Origin of the sequence: Brevundimonas sp., from assembly GCF_023259385.1 — a bacterium.
Taxonomy (GTDB): domain Bacteria; phylum Pseudomonadota; class Alphaproteobacteria; order Caulobacterales; family Caulobacteraceae; genus Brevundimonas.
In genome coordinates this window covers 1-4,250 of the sequence record NZ_JAHFPF010000287.1, presented here as the reverse complement: position 1 = coordinate 4,250, position 4,250 = coordinate 1, and the positions used below count along the sequence as shown (strand labels likewise).

The window sequence follows — 4,250 nt, the reverse complement described above, 5'->3', positions numbered from 1 at the left end:
AGCAGGCCCGCGACGACGAGCTGACCAAGGGGGAGATCGGCATCTTCCTGGCCCGCGACTGGATCAAGGACAACGGCGCCCTGCTGCGCGCCGAGATCGAGAACGCGCACGTCTTCATCGCCCGCTATACGCTGCTGGACCTGAACCGGACGGCGGTGCCCAGCCTGACCGGCCAGGATGAATTGGTCGAGACCCTGCCCGACGGCCGCACCGTGCGCCGCATCGGCGCCGGGACCATCACCGGCTCCTACGTCTCGTCGCCGGCAGAGGTCGTGGGCTTCACCACCTACGGCAACACCATGAGCATCGCGCGCGTGCACCAGGACCGCATGACCGCGATCCGCGAGGCCGCCCGCCCGTCGCGCCGCTCGCGATGAGCCGCGTCGCCCGGACGGCGGCCCTCATCGCCCTGGCGGGCCTGGGCGCCGGCGGGTGCATGACCGATCATGGCTACGTCATGATCGGCGGCCCCGAGAAGGCCTACTACGGCTATCTGGACACGCCGACTGCGGACGGCGGCCACACCGTCCGCGTCATCCGGCCCGATCCCGACACCGCCATGGCCTACTGGGAACGGCGGGCGCAGGAGCTGTGCGGCGGCAAGGTGAAGCGCAAGATCATCCACACCGCGGTGCGCCCGACGGTGCTGTACGAGCACTACGGCGGCCGGCCCGGCGACTTCAACGTCGAGGGGATGGTCTACTGCGAGGGCGAGGCGGCCCCGGCTGCCGAGGCCGCCGTCGAGGCCCCGCCCGCCGCCTCCTGATCAGCGCAGCTCCACCCGGCGCGCGCCGGCGGGAATCTTCAGCTCCCCGTCGGCGAAGGCCGCCGCGCGGCCGTCGATCCGCACGGCGGCCGGCGGCGTCTGGCCCTTCGGCCACGGGATGACGAACCCGCCCGGCGGCGTCACGCCCGGCTCCAGCGTCAGCACGAAGCCGCGTCCGTCCCGGCGCAGGCGATAGGTCAGCGCTCCGTAGGGGGTGCGGACCGCGCGAACCCCGACGCCCTCGCCCTCCAGCCAGGCGGTCGGCACGCCGGCGGCCAGCACCAGGGCGTGGTCGCTGTCGCGCTCATAGACCAGCAGGTCCAGGGCCGAGCGGATGTAGTCCGAGCTGATCCAGGCGTGCGGCATGTCGCCGATGAAGCGCGGCTCGCGTTCATCGCGGCCCACCACCTCGGCCCAGCCGTTCCACGCCCGGGGACGCATGTCGGCGAAGTAGAAGTCCAGCGCCCGCAGCGCCTCATCCCGTCGTCCCAGACGCACCATGGCCCCGACATTGCGCAGTTCGTAGGGCGTGTAGTCCTTCCACCCCTGGCGGTTCTCCTGCCGGGCGGTGAAGTTCTCCCACCACTTGTCGAAGGTGCCGGTCAGCAGGCCCTGCGGCAGGTCGTCGACCAACCCGCCCGGCGACAGGGCGATGGTGGTGGAGGTGGCGTCGAAATCGCCCCGGTCGGCGGCCCCGGCGATCCAGTCGATGCCGTGCGCCCGCGCTGTCGCGGTGATCGAGGCCATGATGTCGGCCTTGAACTGGGCCTCCGAGGCCCGGAAGCGGGCGGCGGCCTCCGCGTCCCCCAGGGTCTCGGCGATGAAGACCGCGTCGCCGTAGCCGCGCAGCCCCCAGAAGTCGTCCCAATAGCTGTAGGCCGGACGGTCCGAATAGCCCTCGTGGCTGATGGTGGGGGGCAGCAGGCCGTAGAGGTGGCGCTTGTCCACCGCCTCGAACTCCGCCGTCCGTGTCGAGGCGCGCAGTTCGTCCATGTAGCGAATGGCGCCCTGCACCTGCGGCCAGACCGAGCGCAGTAGCTCGCGGTCGCCGGTGTAGCGATAGGCCTCGGCGGCCAGGAAGACGAACTCGCCGTGGCTGTCGTTCTCGGGCACCGGATCGGCGCCCCGGCTGTCGGCGCAGCACGGCACCTTGCCGTTCTCGAACACCAGCGGCGCGAACCAGCGCAGATAGTCCGCCGACAGGTCCGCGTGGCCCAGCCGGTTCAGCCCCTCGGCCATCATGGCCCCGTCGCGGATCCAGCTGCGGTTATAGCTGCGCGTGCCCGGCTGCAGGATCGGCCCCTGGCGCGACATCAGCATATGGGCCAGCGAGGCCTTCATCACCGCCTCCACCGGTCCGGCGGCGGGCGGCAGGGTGATGTCGAACCGGTCCAGCTTCTCGCGCCAGCCGGCGGCGGTCTCGGCCTGACGCGCCGAGAAGAAGGCGGCGGGGTCGTCCGAGCCCTGGGTGTCGGCGAAATACAGATGGCTCCGGGTCAGCGGCGACATGAAGCCGAAGGTTCGCGTCTCGCCCGGCGCCAGCGTCACGTCATAGATGAAGGCGCCCGAGGCCAGGCCGGTAGGGTCCACCACGGTCCGGCCACTGGTGCGGCCCGAGGCCAGAAGACTCTGCGGATCCGATCCCGCGTCGAAGGTCGAGGCGACATAGCGATCCGGCGCGACGACGGGCCGGATGGTGGCGCCGCCGACAAGCGGCAGGACGCCGTGCGCCTGCCAGGTCATGCCGTCGATGGGGGCCACGCCGCCGGGCGTGGTCAGGAACTGGCTCGGCCCGTTGACCTGGAACGGGCGCGCGGCCAGCGCCAGCGTCAGGGTGCGTGGGCGATCCGAGGTGTTGGTCAGGTCATAGCGGCCATAGATCGACGGCGGACGCCGCCCGCCCTCCGCGAAGGCTGTGGTCTTGAGGGTCCAGCCGTCGCCTTCCCACGTCACGGAGGGGATCGGCAGGTCGCCGCCCGCGAGGCTCTGGGTGATGTTCACATCGGCCCAGGTCACCAGCCGCCCGTTGTCCAGCACGAAGGGCTCGATGGATGGACCGCCGCGACTTAGCTCAATCGCGCCGTCCTCGCCCATCAGGCCGCTCTCGCCGCCGCCGTCGACGCCGACCAGGGTCCAGTAGGGCTGCTCGCCCGCGAAGCCGCGCGGATAGAGGCCGCGACGGCTCTCCCCGGCCACGGCCAGCATGAAGGTCGTCGGGGTCTCGCCGAACGACAGGGGCTCGATCTCGAGGCTGTTCAGCGCATAGGCGTCGGCCGCCGCCTGGCCCAGGCGCTGACCCGCGCCCGCCTGACCGACGACGCCGCTCTCGTCGCGGGGCGCCTCCAGGTCGAGGCGCAGCCAGCGGGCCGAGGCCTCCGGCGTGCGCAGCCAGTCGACGCCGCCGTCACCGCCGTTCACCGCCGCCAGCTCGCGCCAGTCGCGCCCGTCCGACGACGCCATCAGTCGATAGCGCGACGCCGCCATCCGCTCGGCCCAGCGCAGGGTCAGACCCCCGAACTCCCGTTCATAGCCGAGGTCCAGCGTCAGGCTCTGCGCCCCGGCCCCCGTGGTGCGCCAGAAGGTCAGCGGATCGTCATCGACCGCGCGGGCGGCGAGATTGACGCCGTCCTCGCTGGACGCGCTCACCACCGGACGCGGGGCGACCGACGGCTCGGGCGGCAGGTCGCGCAGCTCCAGCTGGTCGATCTTCAACCAGCCTTTGCCGCCCTGCCCCGCCGTGACCACGAACTCGATCCGCGCGGCGCCGCGGAAGGTGCGGTCGGGGTTCGGTCCCCAAGCCCAGATGATCTGGCGTTTCTTGATCGTGTAGCGGGTCCAGCCGTTCGCGGCCTGGAAGGCCCGCACCTGGCGCCAGTGGACGTTCTCGCCCGAGGCGTCGGTGAATTTGATCTCCAGCGTATTGGGCAGCATCTCGCCGCGCGCCCAGAAGCTGATCTCGTAGTTGTCGGGGACCGTCAGATCGAGCGTCCGCGCCGCGAAGGCGTAGCCGGACCGGCCGTTGAAGTCGTAGTCCAGCCGCATCGCCCGGCCGTCGTGGCCGTCGACGGCCGAGATCGCCGAGGACACATCGGTGGAGGCGTCGGCCTTCCTCGGGGTCAGGGTCTCGAACGTGTCGAGCGCGCGGGGGGCCTGGGCGTGAGCCGGGAGCGCGAGGGCCAGGGCGAAGGCGGCGGCGATGATAAACGGGCGCATACAAACTCTCCGCTCATCCCGGCGAAAGCCGGGACCCAGTCCTGTCCAGCGTGACGCCGGCGTTCAGGGGATCAGCGACGGTGTGATCCCGGTTCCGCTCCTTCGCCCAAAATACTGGGTCCCGGCTTTCACCGGGATGAGCGGACGATTTGGTTCAACCCTTCACGCTGCCCGCGAGCATGCCGCGGATGTAGTAGCGTTGCAGGGCGAGGAAGAGGATCAGCACCGGGGCGACGGTGATGACGGCGCTGGCCATCATCAGCTCGACGTC

The 4,250-nt window shown here is 71.1% G+C and carries 3 protein-coding genes; 2 read left to right on the top strand and 1 reads right to left on the bottom strand.

The window, feature by feature from the left end:
* Together Q0C81_RS16810 and Q0C81_RS16805 are read left to right on the top strand one after the other, a co-directional pair.
* Positions 1-377 (top strand): hypothetical protein (locus Q0C81_RS16810; RefSeq protein WP_291840668.1); only part of this gene is annotated, 377 nt, incomplete at its 5' end.
* Positions 374-766: a hypothetical protein gene (locus Q0C81_RS16805; RefSeq protein WP_291840665.1), complete on the top strand. Its 393-nt coding sequence runs from the start codon at positions 374-376 to the stop codon at positions 764-766. The genes Q0C81_RS16810 and Q0C81_RS16805, both read left to right, overlap by 4 nt.
* On the opposite strand, the gene Q0C81_RS16800 is transcribed toward Q0C81_RS16805, so the two are convergent.
* Entirely contained in the window at positions 767-3,979 is a 3,213-nt protein-coding gene (locus tag Q0C81_RS16800) for a discoidin domain-containing protein (protein ID WP_291840662.1), read from the bottom strand.
* Positions 3,980-4,250 lie beyond the last annotated feature (271 nt).